The following is a 15,746-nucleotide window of genomic DNA, read 5'->3' as shown; positions in this document are numbered from 1 at the left end:
TACTCTACCACAGAAAGCAGAGATAAACAGTATGTAAATATTAGAAAAGGTGTCAGGGACGATGTGTAATTTCCACATCGTCCCTGACACCTTATTTAACGTTACACTATTCTAATGCTTGTGATAAGTCTTCGATGAGGTCTTCGACATCTTCTAGGCCTACTGAGATGCGCACTAATCCGTCGGTAATTCCTAATTCTGCTCTGCGCTCTGTAGGAATGGACGCATGTGTCATTCTTGCAGGAACGGAAATTAAGCTTTCGACTGCACCGAGACTCTCCGCTAATGTAAAGTATTTAATTTTGCTTAACAGTTGGTCTGCATTCTCACCACTTCCAACATCAAACGATACCATGCCGCCAAAGCCTCTTGACTGCTTCTTGGCAATGTCATGATTTGGATGAGTTTCGATTCCTGGATAGAATACCTTTTTCACTTTAGAATGCCCTTGTAAAAACTCTACAATAGCTTTCGTATTGGATTCTGTTTCTTCCATGCGAATGCCTAATGTTTTAATTCCTCTAATTAAGAGCCATGAATCTTGAGGCCCTAATACACCGCCGGTGGAATTTTGAACGAAATGCAAGTCTTCTGCCAGCTTTTCACTGTTAACAACAACTAACCCCGCAACGACATCACTGTGGCCGCCAATGTATTTAGTAGCGCTGTGCAGGACAATGTCTGCTCCAAGTTCAATCGGGTTTTGCCAATATGGGGTAGAAAAAGTATTATCAACAATCGTTAACAGATTATGTTCTTTAGCAAGCTTCGCGGCAGCTTCAATATCAGTCACCTTTAATAACGGATTTGTCGGTGTTTCAATATAAACGGCTTTAGTGTTTGGCCGAATTTCACTCGTGATATTGTCTAAATTGCTTGTATCGACAAAAGTAGCATCAATGCCGAAACGATTAAGGACTTTGGTAATCACACGGAAAGTTCCTCCGTACACATCATCAGTAAGAATAACGTGATCACCACTGTTAAGCAGCATAATTACCGCAGTAATCGCAGCCATCCCTGAACCAAATGCAAATCCGGCTGTTCCACCCTCTATATCTTTAATAAGCACTTCCAGAGCATTTCTTGTTGGGTTTCCTGTTCTAGAATATTCAAATCCCTTATGTCCGCCAACACCTTCTTGTTTATAGGTGCTTACTTGATAAATTGGGAACGATACTGCACCAGTCGCAGGATCTTCACTTATGCCGCCATGAATTAACTTCGTTTTTCTTTTCAAACTAAATGCCTCCTTCAAAAATCTTTTTGCTTAAATACCGCTCACTGCCGTCAGGAAATACAACAACAATATTGGTTCCGTTCTTAGCGGCCTCAGCTTCCTTAAGCGCTGCATAAAAAGCCGCGCCGGAAGAGCTGCCGACAAGAAGTCCTTCTTTTGCAGCAAGTTCTTTTACAAACTGAAAGGAATCTACATCCATTACGGTATGAATGGCATCAAAATATTCCGTGTCCATAAACGGAGGCAAAAATTCCATCCCTATGCCCTCCGCTTTATGCGGTCCCGATTTTCCTCCGTTTAATATCGAGCCTTCCGGTTCGACGATAACGGTCTTAATCTCTTTCTTCTGCTCTTTTAAGTAACGTGAAGTCCCCATAAAGGTTCCGCCCGAACCCGCCCCAGCAACAAAAATGTCAATCTGTCCGTCCAATTGTTCCCAAATTTCAGGTCCCATTGTTTTATAATAGGTTTCCGGATTCGCCGGGTTGGCAAATTGCTGTGGACAAAAAGATCCTGGGATTTCCTTTAAAAGTTCCTGAGCCTTCGCAATGGCCCCTTTTATCCCTTGCTCTGTTGGAGTATTCACGATCTTTGCTCCAAGTGCTTTCATGATTTCTTGCTTTTCCATACTGAATTTTTCCGGTACACAAAAAATCACTTTTATCCCTTTATTTATTGCAGCAAGTGCCACTCCAATACCTGTATTTCCTGCAGTGGGCTCAATGACCGTTCCGCCCTCCTGCAGCCTTCCACTTTCAAATGCATCTCTTAAAAGCTCTAGACCAAGTCTGTCTTTGACACTCCCGCCGGGGTTCATGAATTCCAGCTTCGCAAAAATGCGAACGCCTTCAGGTAATGTAAAGTGGGTAATTTCAACAACTGGAGTGTGCCCAATTAATTCATGCACGTTCTTATAAACCTTCATTTCAACACCCCTGATTCACTATCTTAAGGCTGCCACCATTTTCATCACCAGCGTCGCTGAATTGGTTGCCGCTTTATCAATAAATTGATCAAATGAGATTTCTGACTCTTTTCCAGCGATATCGGAAAGGGAACGAATAATCACAAAAGGAACTCCAAAGCGATGTGCTACCTGGGCAATCGCAGCCGCTTCCATTTCAACTGCTTGCAGGTCGGTAAATTTATCTCGGATAAAATCAACGCGGGCTGGGTCCTCCATAAAGGAGTCACCTGTTGCTATTAGCCCTCTAACGATTTGGAATTTATCAAGTTCTTTTGCTGCTGTTTCTGCTACCCCAATTAATTTATCGTCAGCTAAAAAGGCAGCTGGAAGCTGAGGTACCTGACCGTATTCATAACCAAACGCTGTTACATCTACGTCATGATGGCGAACCTCTGTTGAGATGACGGCATCACCAACATTTAATGATGGATTAAGACCGCCTGCGGATCCAGTATTGATGATACAATCTGGCTTATATTTTTCCAGCAGGATTGTCGTGGACATAGCCGCATTTACCTTTCCAATACCAGAACGCAGGAGGATTACGTCTGCACCGTGCATTTTTCCAAACGTAAATTCACAGCCAGCAACCGTTTCCTGAGAACGATCTTCAATATTGTCTCTTAACAGAGTCACTTCTTCTTCCATTGCTCCGATGATGGCAATTTTCATTTTTAGACCTCTTTCTTATTGTTTTACGCCTTCCATTCCCTTAAAAATGGGATTGTTGTATAATATTCAGTTTCCAATTCTTTTGTCAGGTTATGAAAGCCATTATTTTTACTTCTACGTTTGCATTATTATAATCTTCCTCAGATTCATACATCGTATCCGCAAACACTTTTTTACCACCTCTCAACTTAACATTTTCCACAATATTCTTCAACAATTTCGTTGTTTAGAAGTAATGAAATGTCTAAAATATAATTTGACAGAAAGGATGATTTGATTGATGAATTTTCAGTTTGATCTAATTGAGGATAAAGTTGAATTTTATGAGGCCAATAATCTTAAAACATTACAAAAGAAAATTGAGGCACAGATTGAGGAAAATAAAGCGATTATGCTAGGGGTTCATTCGGTTTCTCATCAAATGCATGTTAATGATAATGGACAAACCTATTTTTCTGCTGTTGTACATTTTAAAAAAAGGCTGTGTTAGACATGGATGTTGATTTCCGCTCCAGGCACTTCGCTTTCCGCGGGCGGTACGGGGAGCCTCCTCGTCGCTTCGCTCCTGCGGGGTCTCCCCTGTTCCGTACTCCCGCAGGAGTCTTCGTGCCTTACGCTCCAATCAACAGAATCAAAAGATCAACATTTACCATTAACACAGCCTAAAAAAATAGAATGGAACCCTTATTGGGCCCATCCTATCATCATTGCAGTTGTTCAACTCTGGTTGGCATCCAGCCTTGGCCATCCACCCATTTAATATAAACTCTAAACTTTTGCTTTTGATCTTTTGATTCAATCGTTCCAACTGAGCCATTTTGCGTTGATTTATCACGGCCTAGCCAATATACCGTCATATTACTTTTATCAATCCCTGTTGCATAGGACATTGCCGCTAGCATTTCCTGCCAATCTGCAGAATTTTCATCATAAACCGGAGTATGTTCACCTGATTGGGTTGTGCCGACAGGCTTCCATGAAGGATTTTCAACTGATTGCGAGACATCGGATGAACTTCCGCCTTCAGTAACAACGGCTTGGGACTCATCGGGTTTTTCACTCGTTGTTGCTTCTTCACTTTGATTCTCATCTTCTGTATTTTCAGCTTGAGATGTTTCCTCTTCCTTTTTAGAAACCTTCTCTTCTTTTTTCTCTTTTACAACTTTTTGTTTCTGTTCAGTTGTTTGAGTGTCCTTCTTTGGCTCCGCCACATTATCGTCGCCGGAAGCAAAAATATTGTAAGCCACAAAAATGATTAAAAGCAGTACAATGATAATTAAACTATTTAAGACGATGTTCGTCTTTTTTCTCTTGGCACGGAAACCAGAACGTGAATTTTGATTCAGATCGTTACTCAACTTGTATCACTCTCCCAATAAATAAGGCTCTCAATATTCTAACACGATTTGACGATAATTTTAAAGGAAAAACCTTCCGCTACTCCATCCCTTTATCTTTTTCATAGAGCATTTTAACCATATCTGCAAATAACAAATTAACCCCGCCTTCGCTATCCAAGACATCTAAATTCACCGCAACTAACGCATACTTCGGATTTTGATACGGGAAATAGCCGGCAAACCACTTATTATGCAATTGCTTACCATCTTTATATTTTCCTGTTTCCGCGGTTCCAGATTTCCCTGCTACCTCAAATGGTAAATCTTTAAACCATCTGCCTGTCCCATTTGGGTTTAGAACGACCTCACGTAGCAATTTTTGCAACTTCATTGCAGTATATGGTGAAATAGTGCCTCCCTTTATGTCTTTTTCATTAAAATCAACCATGGTCGTGCCATTTTTATATTCGATTTTGGACACCGCTCTAACCATTTCCTTTTTACCGCCTCTAGCAATCGTGGCCATCATATTGGCTACGGCTAAAGGAGTGGATCGAACTTCATGTTGGCCAATTCCTGACATGGCCGCGAAATTCGAATCTTTTCTAGCCTCATCAGACACAAACACTCTACCCGTATCTTCATCGGGAAGTTGCTTGAAATCACTAGTATGATATATATCCCCCTGCCAGCCAACAGAGCCAGTCAAAGACAATTTTGCTGCGTATTCTTCTAAAAGGTTGGGATTCATTTTTTGTAATTCCCTTGCAAGCTCACCAAATGTTCGATTGCAACTTCTTGCAAAGCTATCGGAAAAATTCAGCATGCCATAATTATATTTCAGTTCAGGCTTGCCATTTATCTTTTTACTGCAATCGAATTGCCGCGTCGGGTCGTCAAGATTTTGATCGATAGAGGCAGCCGCAACCACTGTCTTAAAAACCGAACCCATGATTTGTTGCTTTAACATTATATTCGTAATTCCCGTACCATTGTATGGGTCTTTTTCATTAATTGTTGGACGTGATACCATTGCCAGCACACTATTATCCTGAATATCAAGGAGAACTAAGCCACCTTTTTTTATTTGATACTTATCAACTAATTGCTCGGCTTTTTGCTGCAAGCTTTTATCGATTGTAGTTCGAACATTTACTGGATAATAGGGATTGGCAGGGTCAACATATTTCACATTGATACCAAACAACGGAGCACCGCCGCCATCAACATGGTAAACAAGTTTTGATTTCCCCTCTGGCAGGAGAAACTCATCAAAGCTTTCCTCAAGTCCCGAAACACCAATTAAGGTTTTCTCTGATAATTCTTTGTTAGGATAACGTTTCTGTAATTCTTTCGCGTTTTCTCCTGTTAATCCAATCAATTGCTCGGCCGGAACTTCTTTGCGTTCAAACTTTTTTTCAATCGCAAATACGCCAGGAATCTTTAAGGCATTGATCTTTTCCATTTGTGCACTTGTTAGTTCAACAGGTTCCGGATCACCATAGGCAAATGGCTTCTTTGCCCCTGTTACTGCATTTTTTAAAAAATTCACAGGAATCCCGGTTATGTCCGCAACCTGATTAACTTTCCAATCCATCTTTTTTAAAAATGGGAACAGGACCAGCACCGACATTGTTTTATGGGTTAGCATCGTTCCGTTCCGATCAAGGAAATTCCCTCTTCCATTATCAATCACTAATTCTTGGGTTCTTTGTTTGACACTTTCCTCAAGTAAATTAACATTATGTTTAGAAAAGGTTTCTGTTTCAAATAATTGTATTTGCATTAAGCGGCCTAAAAGGAACATTAAACCGATTAAGCTAATAAATAGCCAGCCAATTGCGCGTTTTCTCCACATAAAAAACACCTCGTCAAAAGTTTTGACGAGGTTTTCTTATTTCAAACATTATTTAATGGAAACGATACGGACGCTCATTTCGCCGCCAGGCGTTTGAACTGATACTTGATCTCCAACCTTTTTACCAAAAAGGCTTTTAGCGATCGGAGAATCGTTGGAAATTTTACCTTCAAACGGATCTGCCTCAGCACTTCCGACAATTGTATAGGTTTCTTCTTCTCCATCTGGGAGCTCTACAAAGGTAACCGAGCTTCCTAAAGTAACAGAGTCGCCGGCTAATTCCCCTTCTTCGATAATCTTAGCGTTGCGAATCATATTTTCTAAAGTGGTAATTCTTCCTTCAACAAAAGCTTGCTCTTCTTTTGCAGAATCGTACTCAGAGTTTTCAGATAAATCTCCAAAGCTACGTGCGATTTTAATTCTTTCTACCACTTCTTTACGCTTCACGGATTTTAAATAATCTAGCTCTTGTACAAGTTTGTCCTTACCTGCCTGTGTCATTGGGAATACTTTCTCAGTAGCCAAAACCCTCACTCCTTCTAGTCTTCACAATCCCCCATTAGAATTGTGCTTGTAATGTATGTAGATATTATGCCATTCGGCACAATACATATCAGCGCGTCCTTGAAAAAAAGGGCGCGCGGAAAGATATTTATCCAATTTGGATTTTTTTAGTCATTCTTTTGCTATTGTTTCATAAAAATGACTTTTGTTCAAGAATTGTTTGAATTTTTGTTACCATTAAATCGATTGCAACGTGATTATGGCCGCCTTCAGGGATGATAACATCTGCATAACGCTTAGTTGGTTCAATAAATTGATTATGCATTGGCCGAACGACATTCACGTATTGATCGATAACGGAATCTAGCGTTCTTCCGCGTTCCTGGATGTCACGCTGCATCCTGCGGATAATCCGTAAATCAGCATCCGTATCAACGTACAATTTAATGTCCATTAAATTGCGGAGACGCTCATCTTCAAGAACTAAGATTCCTTCTAAGATGATCACATCCTTTGGTTCAACATGGATGACTTCATCAGAACGAGTATGCTGGGAGTAATCATAAACAGGCTTTTCAATCGGTTCAAAGCGTAAAAGCTGTTCAATATGTGCAATTAATAAATCGTTATCAAATGCCAATGGGTGGTCATAGTTCGTTTTTAACCGTTCCTCAAATGGCAAATCACTTTGATCCTTATAATAGTAATCCTGCTCAAGCATCAAAATGGAATGACCCTTAAAGCTTTCATAAATCGCTTTAGTAACACTGGTTTTTCCCGAACCGGAGCCGCCGGTTACACCAATAACAACGGGCTTGCGCATTATTCTAGTTCTCCTTTCGCATCATGTTGTTAGGGTACACCGGTTTGTCCAATTTAAATTGTACAATCTGAAGTGGATGTCTAGCTGCATCCAGTTCAATACCTTTTTTATCCCAAATTTTATCAATGACATGAGTAAAGTTTTGAATTTCCGGTCCGAAGAACTCCACTTCATCACCCGGTTTAAAATGGTTCCTTTGTTGCAGGGTTACGATTTGTGTTTCTTCGTTATAATCTAATACAAGACCAACAAATTCAAACTTTGTCTTCTTGCTATGATTACCAAACATTTGCTCATTATACCCTGGAATACCTTCAAAAAACGCTGGCGCCGTCTCACGATTTGCACATTTATCAAGTTCTGCCAACCATTCACGCTGAATCACAAAATTCTCTGGGTCAGCACAGTAAGCGTCAATCACTTTACGATAAACACTAACGACAGTAGCAATATAATGAATTGATTTCATCCGTCCTTCAATTTTCAAGCTATCGATACCTAGCTCAATCATTTGTGGAATGGCCTGAATTAAATTTAAATCCTTAGGGCTCATGGCAAACGGAGCGTCACCTTCAGCATAAAGTGGTACCTCGTTTTTACTGCCTTCTAGTTGATAAAGGTCATAATCCCAGCGGCATGATTGACAACAGCCACCACGGTTAGAATCCCTTGCTGTCATGTGGTTGCTTAACGTACAACGTCCGGAATAAGCAATACACATTGCACCGTGAACAAAAGTTTCGATTTCTACATCGACCTTTTCCTTCATCTCTCTAATTTCTTCTGCTCCTACCTCACGGGCTAATACGACACGTACTGCACCTGCTTCTTTCCAAAATTGAGCAGCTTTCCAATTGGAAAGTGATTGCTGTGTACTAATATGGATTTCAATCTCAGGTGCCAACCGGCGGCATGTCTCGATAATTAGCGGGTCGGCAACAATAATACCAGCAATACCCGTTTCCTTCAAGCCAAGAATATATTCCTCTAACCCGTCAATGTTTTCATTATGGGCAAAAATATTGGTTGTCACATAAATCTTTGCACCATATTTTTTAGCGAATTCCACACCTTCTTTCATTTCTTCGAAGGTAAAGTTATCGGCATTCGAACGAAGACCATATTCCTGGCCTCCAATAAAGACGGCATCTGCGCCATACTGAACAGCAATTTTCAATTTTTCAAGATTGCCTGCTGGAGCAAGGAGTTCCGGCTTCTTCACAATGACACGTTTTCCATCAATGATTTCAGAAATCTTATCTTTTACTGTATTCACAGTTGAACCCCTCCCGTTTTAGTAAACTGTTTCTTTAAAATAGAACCCTGTATCTAATGGACGATTCGTAGGCTGAATTTCTTCAATAGCCGCTAGCAGCTCGTCCTTTTTATCCTCATAAGCGTCTGGATCTTCCACAAAAAGATCAATGGCTTCCCGATAAGCCTTTGTCACAGCAATAATGTATTCTGGGCTTTTTAAAATACCATCGATTTTAAAAGAGTCCACACCGGCTTCTAACATTTCTTGAAGCTCATCAAGGATACAAATATCGTTAGGGCTCATTATATGTGTCCCGTTTTCATCTTCAAAAATTGGATATTTATTACCACGTTCTTTATCATGCAAGAACATATTTTTATCCATGTTGCGGTTTTCGATTTCCATCACTTTTCCTTGGTACTCGTAATAGTTACCAAGAAGCGACCGCTTTGACTGGAACATACAACTCATACCATGAACCTGTATTTCGATTTCTACTTCAGCATGTTCTTTTATTTCAACAATGGCATCCATGTTAATCTCACGTGCTAAAACAGATCTTTTCGCACCCTTAGTACCCCAATAGTTACATGTAAACCAGTTGGTTCCGGTTGTCTCAGTATTCCAGTGTAGCTTCATCTCCGGTGCTACTTCTCTAGCAGTCATTAAAACAGCAGGATCGCCGAAAATAATGGCATCGGCCTTCTCATCAGCGGCAAATCGAATATAGTTGTCCAATTCAGCTATTTTCTCATTATGAAAAATAGCATTCATTGCGACATATACCTTTTTCCCTTTAGAGTGTGCCAGTTCAATTGCTTTCTTCACGTCTTCTCGACTAAATTCACCGGCAAGCCGTAATCCGTATCGCTGTTCTCCTACCACAAAGGCATCGGCACCCGCTTCTACTAATGGTAAAATATCATCAACTGACGTTGGTGTTACAAGTAATTCTGGCTTTTTCATTTCCTCTCACCTCTTCTTTTGCTAATCGCGACTCCGTCCCCGACAGGCAGAATAACCGAATCATAATCTGGATGCTGCGTTAACCAATGGTTAAACTCATTAATTTTCTTAACAAGATTGCGAACCCTTTTCGATTCAATCTCCTCTTCAGCAACAAGTCCTTTAAATAAAACATTATCGGTTATAATCATTCCGTCATCACTAAGATGTTTGGAATAAATTTCAAAAAACTTTTTATATTGCCCTTTAGCAGCGTCGATGAAAACGGTATCGTAGGGAGCAAACTTGTTGACAATCTCCTCCACCTCGAGGGCATCACCTTCAACCAAAGTTATTTGATGAGCATGCTCCGACCGCTTAATGAAATCTTTGGCTGCTTGAATTCGTTCCTCATCCCGTTCAATCGTAACAATTTGTGAATCCGGAAGGGCATTTGCCATTCTTAAGGCAGAATAGCCGATAGCCGTCCCGACTTCAAGAATCTTCTTTGAATTTTGGATGCGCAGCAATTGCAGCAGTGCTTCAATTCCGGCAATTTCCATAATGGGAACTTTGTGAATTTCAGCATAGCTCTCCATTTCCGTTAACAATGGATTTCGTTCTTGAATTAATCCTTCTATATAAAAATGCAGCTTCTCATTTAACAAGCTGCCTTCACCTCAATTCTATAAAAGCATTTTAGCCAAAATAATGCTCTTTAGACATGAAAAAATAGCGTTCACAGAAAATGACGTCACGAGCCAAACATTTCTCAACCCGATTCGTATTTGTGCGACAAAAAACTGCCCCAAGTTCCCTTACTGTGAGTTACGCTATAAATTTCTTATTCAACACCTGAACTATTTTACCATAAAAAAAGGGGGAATGCTAACATTTCCCCATTGTGATGATTATTTTTTACTGGAAATATGCTCTGCTTTTAATTTATTGTGTTCTTCAAGAGTTTTGGTGAAAAGAACATCTCCGTCAGCCGTGGCCAAGAAATAATAATAATCCGTCTTTTCAGGATTTAACGCCGCTTCAATCGATATTCTTCCAGCATTGCCAATCGGACCTGGCGGCAACCCTTTATTTTTATAAGTATTGTAAGGAGAACTCACTTCTAAATCCTTATATAAAACCTTTTCTTTGTGTTTGCCTTGTGCATATAGGACGGTTGGATCAGTTTGCAGCGGCATCCCTTTTTTCATGCGATTATAAAAAACACTCGAAATCGTCTTCCGGTCAGCCTTATCGGTTGCTTCCTCTTCTACTAATGAAGCCATCGTTAACAGTTGGTGAACGGTTAATTTTTTATCCTTGCTCTCTTCGGTATAATCTGAAAGAACAGTTCGAGTTTTGTCCAGCATCGCTGTGACCATTTCTGTAACGGTAGGGTTCGGCTTATAAAATGGATAGGTGGCCGGGTATAAATATCCCTCTAGTGGATATTTTATAGTTGGATTCATAATTTCCTCGGTTAAAATATCTGGATATTTCGCCATCAGGTCTTTAATAAATGCTTTATCATTTAATTTATTGAAAATATCTGCTTCATTTTGTTTTGTTGCTGCAGCTATTATTGCCGCAATTTCCTTCAGTTGTTTTCCCTCTGGAATGGTGATTTTAAAGCTAGCCAGTGCCAGTACTTTTCCCGTCTTTAAGCGACTGACGATTTCTTGGACGTCCATTGAAGGACTTAATTGATATTCACCAGCCATAAATCCGCCTTCATTTTTTAGTTTTACATAATACTTAAATACCTTTGCATCTTTTATAATCCCATTCTTTTCTAATGTTACAGCAATACCTGTCACAGATGAGCCAATTGGAATATCAACTTTTTTCTGAAGCATACTTTTTGGGTCAACGGGTTTCATTGCTGACTTTATGTAGAGATAGCCTCCGCCACCAACTAACAAAATAAATAGTACTACTAAAATAGAAATAATTAGGACAATTTTTCGAACAACCTTTGCTTCACTTTGATGCTCGAGCATTTTTTTACGAATAACATCTTTTTTTGTGTCTTTATCGTTAGTTGTCATCCTGCTCCCCCTTTACACTTGACATTATTTTTGCAAAATACTTTTAGTTTACAAAAGGACACTCGTATTTTATTTCAGCACATAGTAAGAAAAATGTCAATTTTACACTCAAATTGTCGTCTGGTGGAGTTTTTTTCAAAAAAAAAAAACCAGCTATTAATAGCTGGTTTCATCGATCTTATTCTTCGTCTTCTTGCTCTTCATAGAAGGTATTCAACATTTCTTCAACCATATCCCATTCCTCATCGGTTTCAATCGGCATTAATTCGCCATCGCCACCTTCGTCGGTTGGGTTAAATGCATATGCATGAATTTCAGGACCTTCTTCATCCTCATCAAACTCACCAACAGGAGTAAACAAGACATATGACTTTCCGAATTCTTCTGATTCAAAGGTAAAAAGCACTTCACATAATTGCTCGTTTCCTTCATCATCTACAATTGTAATTTGGTTTTCTCCGTGTTCCATTATTTCACCTCATTAGTTTTTACTATCAAGATAGCCTTGAAGGATCATTACGGCTGCCATTTTATCGATTACTTTTTTGCGCTTTTTTCGACTAACATCTGCTTCAAGCAATACACGTTCAGCTGCCATCGTTGTCAGGCGCTCGTCCCATAAAACGGTTGGGACGGAAAATTGGTTTTCAATTTCCTCTGCAAATTGCTTGCTAGCTTCGCCGCGCGGTCCAATCGTACCGTTCATATTTTTCGGCAATCCAATAACAACTTTCTCTACTTGATACTCTTTTATTAATTGACCAATTTCCTCAAAACCAAACTGTTTTCTTTCTTCATTGATTTTGAGTGTTTTGAGGCCCTGTGCGGTCCACCCCAGTTCATCACTTAGGGCAATGCCAACCGTTTTGGAGCCTACATCTAAACCCATTACCCGCATTTATTAACCCTCTCGCTGTTGTTTTAGATAGGATTTGACTAATTCCTCAATGATTTCGTCCCGTTCAAGCTTACGAATAATATTGCGAGCATCGCGATGACGTGGAATGTAGGCAGGATCTCCAGATAAAAGGTAACCCACTATTTGATTGATGGGGTTATACCCTTTTTCATTTAATGCCTCATATACTTGAAAAAGAACATCATTTACATCATGTTCAAACGGCTCTTCAGGAAAATTAAATCTCATCGTTTTGTCAAATGAGCTCATTTCATGCACCTCGTTTTTCCGCTTTTCTAGTTACCTACATTTTACACTACTTTGTCCCATTATCAAATGGATTTCACCCATTCAACAACGAATTGTAATGCAGATTCAAGTTTTTCAGGGTCTTTTCCTCCAGCTTGTGCCATGTCAGGACGACCACCGCCGCCGCCACCGCATCTAGAAGCGACTTCTTTGATTAACTTGCCGGCATGAAAGCCTTTTTCAATTAAATCCTTAGTAACCGCTGCTATTAAATTAACTTTTCCTTCATGGGCACTACCAAGTACAATTATTGCTGAACCAAGTTTTTGCTTTAGATCATCGGCCATATTTCTTAAATTGTTCATATCGGCAGCTTGCACTTTAGCGGCTAAAACCTTTACTCCGTCAATTTCTTTTACATTGGAAACGAGGTTACCAGCTTCTATATTTCCTAGCTTTGCTGCTAAGGATTCATTTTCACGCTGAAGCTGTTTGATTTCTGCCATTAATCCTTCAATACGAGCCGCGATATCTTTCGGATTCGTTTTAAGCTTTTCAGCTGCTTCTTTTAAAAGCCCAACTTGTTCATTTAAAGCTTTATACGCTGATTCACCAGTAACAGCCTCAATCCGTCTAGTACCAGCGCCAATTCCGCCTTCAGAAACAATTTTAAATAAGCCAATAACAGATGTGTTCGGAACATGACAGCCACCGCAAAGCTCGAGGCTATAATCGCCTACTTTTACAACACGGACAATATCACCATATTTTTCACCGAATAGGGCCATTGCTCCCATTGCTTTTGCTTCGGCAATTGGTTTCAAACTGATATCCACTTCGATATTGCTCCAGACTTTTTCGTTCACGATTTTTTCAATTTGCTCGAGTTCTTCTGGCTTAATTTGGCCAAAATGCGAAAAATCAAAACGGAGACGGTCAGGTTCAACAAGGGATCCAGCTTGGTTAACATGCTCGCCAAGAACATCTTTCAATGCCTGATGCAGCAAGTGCGTAGCCGTATGGTTTTTAATAACTTTTACGCGATTATCACTATCAACAGTAGCGGTAACTTGAGCATTCGTCTTCAATGTTCCTGATTTTACCACCACTTGATGAAGGTTTTGTCCATTTGGAGCTTTTTGAACATCTTTAACAAAAACGCTGACGCCTTCTCCTTCAATCAATCCACGGTCGGCGATTTGTCCGCCGCTTTCAGCATAGAAAGGGGTCACATCAAGGATAAGCTGAACTTCTTCTCCAGCCAAGGCCTCATCAATTAATTCACCATTTTTTAGAAGGGCTAAAACGGTGGAGCCAGTTGTGAGATTATCATATCCAATAAACTTACTTTCCACGGTAACATCCCGAAGCACTCCGCCTTGAACCTGCATGGAATCAACGTCATGACGGGCTGCACGTGCACGTTCACGCTGCTGTTCCATTTCAACTTCGAATCCAGGATGATCAACCTGCATGCCCTCTTCTTCAGCATATTCTTCTGTTAATTCTACAGGGAAGCCGTATGTGTCATACAAACGGAATATGTCTTCACCACTGATGGTATCGCTGCCTTTAGCTTTTTCCTTTTTGATGACACTCGCTAAAATCGCTAAGCCTTCATGAAGTGTTTCATGGAAACGCTCTTCCTCGTTTTTAATCACTTTTTGAATAAATTCTTCCTTGTCTTTTACTTCCGGATAAAAATCCTGCATGATTTCACCAACAACAGGCACTAACTCAAACATAAATGGTCGATTGATATTAATCTGCTTAGCATAGCGAACTGCCCGGCGTAGTAAACGTCTTAGTACATAGCCGCGACCTTCATTTGAAGGTAATGCCCCGTCCCCAATCGCAAACGCAACCGTACGGATATGGTCAGCAATAACTTTGAATGCAACGTCACGCTCTTTGTCTTCCCCGTATTTATCACCAGAAATTTGCTCTGTAGCACGAATGATTGGGATAAATAAATCGGTATCAAAGTTGGTTGGAACATTTTGAACAACGGATGCCATCCGCTCTAATCCCATTCCAGTATCAATGTTTTTCTTTGGCAGCGGTGTATAACTGCCATCGGGATTATGGTTAAATTGTGAAAATACGAGATTCCAGACTTCCAAATAGCGTTCATTTTCACCCCCTGGGTATAACTCAGGATCGCTTGGATCATTACCATATTCTGGACCACGATCATAGAAAATTTCTGTATTGGGACCACTCGGGCCTTCACCGATATCCCAGAAATTACCCTCGAGGCGAATGATGCGTTCCTCTGGAATTCCAATCGTTTTATTCCAAATTTCAAATGCTTCATGATCTTCAGGGTGGATGGTAACGGAAAGAAGTTCAGGGTTCCAGCCAATCCATTTTTCAGAGGTTAAAAACTCCCATGCCCATTCGATGGCTTCCTTTTTAAAATATTCACCGATGGAAAAATTGCCAAGCATTTCAAAAAAGGTATGGTGGCGTGCTGTTTTGCCGACATTTTCAATATCGTTTGTCCGGATTGATTTTTGTGCATTGGTTATTCTTGGATTATCCGGCACAACACGGCCATCGAAATATTTCTTTAAGGTTGCGACACCGCTGTTAATCCACAATAATGACGGATCATCATGTGGCACAAGGGACGCACTTGGTTCAATATGATGACCTTTTTCTTTGCTAAAAAAGTCTAAAAACATTTGGCGGATTTGTGATCCAGTTAAATTTTTCATGATACAGACCTCCATTTTTATCTAAAAAAGAATACAAAAAAGCCCTCATCCCTATAGCAGGGACGAGAGCATGCCTCGCGGTACCACCCTGATTATGAATACAAAAAATCGTACTCATCTCTCAATAAAGCCTTAACGCGGCTAAAACGGCAGTGGTTAGCTGCACTCGGGACTAGCTTTCTGTCATCCTTCACCTAGAGCTCCTTTCAGCCATGGAAGCTCCT

Annotated in this window: 16 protein-coding genes; 1 reads left to right on the top strand and 15 read right to left on the bottom strand. The window is 40.3% G+C overall.

Going from position 1 to position 15,746, the window contains the following annotated elements:
* Positions 1-106 precede the first annotated feature (106 nt).
* The 3 genes from ABES02_RS17905 to mtnN are packed head-to-tail and all read right to left on the bottom strand — an operon-like array spanning position 107 to position 2,879.
* Entirely contained in the window at positions 107-1,240 is a 1,134-nt protein-coding gene (locus tag ABES02_RS17905) for a bifunctional cystathionine gamma-lyase/homocysteine desulfhydrase (protein ID WP_430137758.1), read from the bottom strand.
* Position 1,241: 1 nt separating this feature from the next.
* Positions 1,242-2,165 (bottom strand): PLP-dependent cysteine synthase family protein, encoded by a 924-nt coding sequence (locus tag ABES02_RS17900; protein ID WP_430137755.1) that lies wholly within the window; start codon positions 2,163-2,165, stop codon positions 1,242-1,244.
* A gap of 18 nt (positions 2,166-2,183) precedes the next feature.
* Positions 2,184-2,879 (bottom strand): 5'-methylthioadenosine/S-adenosylhomocysteine nucleosidase, encoded by a 696-nt coding sequence (mtnN, locus tag ABES02_RS17895; protein ID WP_430137752.1) that lies wholly within the window; start codon positions 2,877-2,879, stop codon positions 2,184-2,186.
* A gap of 280 nt (positions 2,880-3,159) precedes the next feature.
* On the opposite strand from mtnN, the gene ABES02_RS17890 reads away from it, so the two are divergent.
* Positions 3,160-3,369: a DUF2536 family protein gene (locus ABES02_RS17890; protein WP_430137749.1), complete on the top strand. Its 210-nt coding sequence runs from the start codon at positions 3,160-3,162 to the stop codon at positions 3,367-3,369.
* Between the two features lie 214 nt (positions 3,370-3,583).
* Here ABES02_RS17890 and ABES02_RS17885 read toward each other — a convergent pair whose 3' ends face one another.
* The 12 genes from ABES02_RS17885 to alaS form a co-directional block, all read right to left on the bottom strand.
* The gene (locus ABES02_RS17885) at positions 3,584-4,237 is read right to left on the bottom strand and encodes a YrrS family protein (protein ID WP_430137746.1); all 654 of its coding nucleotides are present in this window, start codon (positions 4,235-4,237) and stop codon (positions 3,584-3,586) included.
* A gap of 79 nt (positions 4,238-4,316) precedes the next feature.
* Complete coding sequence (locus tag ABES02_RS17880; protein WP_430137743.1) at positions 4,317-6,077, bottom strand: peptidoglycan D,D-transpeptidase FtsI family protein; 1,761 nt, start codon at positions 6,075-6,077, stop codon at positions 4,317-4,319.
* Positions 6,078-6,125: 48 nt separating this feature from the next.
* The gene (greA, locus tag ABES02_RS17875) at positions 6,126-6,602 is read right to left on the bottom strand and encodes a transcription elongation factor GreA (protein ID WP_430137740.1); all 477 of its coding nucleotides are present in this window, start codon (positions 6,600-6,602) and stop codon (positions 6,126-6,128) included.
* A 169-nt stretch (positions 6,603-6,771) separates the two neighbouring features.
* Entirely contained in the window at positions 6,772-7,407 is a 636-nt protein-coding gene (gene udk, locus ABES02_RS17870; protein ID WP_430137882.1) for a uridine kinase, read from the bottom strand.
* A gap of 1 nt (position 7,408) precedes the next feature.
* On the bottom strand, positions 7,409-8,680 hold the full coding sequence (locus ABES02_RS17865; RefSeq protein ID WP_430137738.1) for a peptidase U32 family protein: 1,272 nt from the start codon (positions 8,678-8,680) through the stop codon (positions 7,409-7,411).
* Between the two features lie 18 nt (positions 8,681-8,698).
* Positions 8,699-9,628, bottom strand: a complete 930-nt coding sequence (locus ABES02_RS17860; RefSeq protein WP_430137735.1) for a peptidase U32 family protein — start codon at positions 9,626-9,628, stop codon at positions 8,699-8,701.
* Positions 9,625-10,275, bottom strand: coding sequence for an O-methyltransferase (locus ABES02_RS17855; protein WP_430137732.1), 651 nt, complete (start codon positions 10,273-10,275; stop codon positions 9,625-9,627). Before ABES02_RS17855 ends, ABES02_RS17860 begins: the two co-directional genes overlap by 4 nt.
* Before the next feature lie 243 nt (positions 10,276-10,518).
* Positions 10,519-11,655, bottom strand: a complete 1,137-nt coding sequence (gene mltG, locus ABES02_RS17850; protein ID WP_430137729.1) for an endolytic transglycosylase MltG — start codon at positions 11,653-11,655, stop codon at positions 10,519-10,521.
* 178 nt (positions 11,656-11,833) lie between these two features.
* Complete coding sequence (locus tag ABES02_RS17845) at positions 11,834-12,124, bottom strand: DUF1292 domain-containing protein (RefSeq protein WP_430137726.1); 291 nt, start codon at positions 12,122-12,124, stop codon at positions 11,834-11,836.
* Between the two features lie 12 nt (positions 12,125-12,136).
* Complete coding sequence (ruvX, locus tag ABES02_RS17840; protein ID WP_430137723.1) at positions 12,137-12,553, bottom strand: Holliday junction resolvase RuvX; 417 nt, start codon at positions 12,551-12,553, stop codon at positions 12,137-12,139.
* Between the two features lie 3 nt (positions 12,554-12,556).
* Positions 12,557-12,823 (bottom strand): IreB family regulatory phosphoprotein, encoded by a 267-nt coding sequence (locus ABES02_RS17835; protein WP_430137720.1) that lies wholly within the window; start codon positions 12,821-12,823, stop codon positions 12,557-12,559.
* Positions 12,824-12,885: 62 nt separating this feature from the next.
* Positions 12,886-15,522 (bottom strand): alanine--tRNA ligase, encoded by a 2,637-nt coding sequence (alaS, locus tag ABES02_RS17830; RefSeq protein WP_430137719.1) that lies wholly within the window; start codon positions 15,520-15,522, stop codon positions 12,886-12,888.
* Positions 15,523-15,746: the final 224 nt, after the last annotated feature.

This window comes from Neobacillus pocheonensis (assembly GCF_050477905.1).
GTDB lineage: Bacteria > Bacillota > Bacilli > Bacillales > Cytobacillaceae > Neobacillus > Neobacillus pocheonensis_A.
Note: the sequence above shows the minus strand (reverse complement) of the source record. Positions and strands in the feature narration are given on the sequence as shown.

Excerpts from the sequence above, each read along its gene's own strand:
- ABES02_RS17900 (WP_430137755.1), bottom strand. The coding sequence starts at position 2,165 with ATGAAGGTTTATAAGAACGTGCATGAATTAATTGGGCACACTCCAGTT.
- mtnN (WP_430137752.1), bottom strand. The coding sequence starts at position 2,879 with ATGAAAATTGCCATCATCGGAGCAATGGAAGAAGAAGTGACTCTGTTA.
- ABES02_RS17890 (WP_430137749.1), top strand. The coding sequence starts at position 3,160 with ATGAATTTTCAGTTTGATCTAATTGAGGATAAAGTTGAATTTTATGAG.
- ABES02_RS17880 (WP_430137743.1), bottom strand. The coding sequence starts at position 6,077 with ATGTGGAGAAAACGCGCAATTGGCTGGCTATTTATTAGCTTAATCGGT.
- ABES02_RS17860 (WP_430137735.1), bottom strand. The coding sequence starts at position 9,628 with ATGAAAAAGCCAGAATTACTTGTAACACCAACGTCAGTTGATGATATT.
- mltG (WP_430137729.1), bottom strand. The coding sequence starts at position 11,655 with ATGACAACTAACGATAAAGACACAAAAAAAGATGTTATTCGTAAAAAA.
- ABES02_RS17845 (WP_430137726.1), bottom strand. The coding sequence starts at position 12,124 with ATGGAACACGGAGAAAACCAAATTACAATTGTAGATGATGAAGGAAAC.
- ruvX (WP_430137723.1), bottom strand. The coding sequence starts at position 12,553 with ATGCGGGTAATGGGTTTAGATGTAGGCTCCAAAACGGTTGGCATTGCC.
- ABES02_RS17835 (WP_430137720.1), bottom strand. The coding sequence starts at position 12,823 with ATGAGCTCATTTGACAAAACGATGAGATTTAATTTTCCTGAAGAGCCG.
- alaS (WP_430137719.1), bottom strand. The coding sequence starts at position 15,522 with ATGAAAAATTTAACTGGATCACAAATCCGCCAAATGTTTTTAGACTTT.